Here is a 401-nt window from a genome sequence, read left to right as displayed (position 1 = left end):
GACATCAAGGCGCCGGAGTGCTTCACCGTCGAGCGCAAGCTCCGTGAACGCATGAAGATCCCGGTCTTTCACGACGATCAGCACGGCACGGCCATCACGGTATCGGCCGCCTTCATCAACGGCTTGAAGGTCGTGGGCAAAGACATCAAGTCGGTCAAGGTCGTGACCTCGGGCGCGGGCGCCGCCGCCCTGGCCTGCCTGGACCTGATGGTGGACTTGGGCCTGCCGCTGGAAAACATCTGGGTGACGGACCTGGAAGGCGTGGTCTTCGAAGGCCGCACCGTGTTGATGGACCCGGACAAGGCGCGTTTCGCGCAGAAGACGGATGCCCGCAAGCTGGCCGACGTGATCCAGGACGCCGACGTGTTCCTGGGCCTGTCGGCAGGCGGCGTGCTCAAGCC

1 protein-coding gene is annotated in these 401 nt (G+C 64.8%); it reads left to right on the top strand.

Going from position 1 to position 401, the window contains the following annotated elements; all coding sequences use genetic code 11:
* Positions 1-401 (top strand): malic enzyme-like NAD(P)-binding protein (locus ACI0FO_RS29450; protein WP_416032098.1); only part of this gene is annotated, 401 nt, incomplete at both ends.

Source organism: Achromobacter marplatensis, from assembly GCF_049060505.1.
Lineage (GTDB): Bacteria > Pseudomonadota > Gammaproteobacteria > Burkholderiales > Burkholderiaceae_B > Achromobacter > Achromobacter marplatensis_A.
Note: the sequence above shows the minus strand (reverse complement) of the source record. Positions and strands in the feature narration are given on the sequence as shown.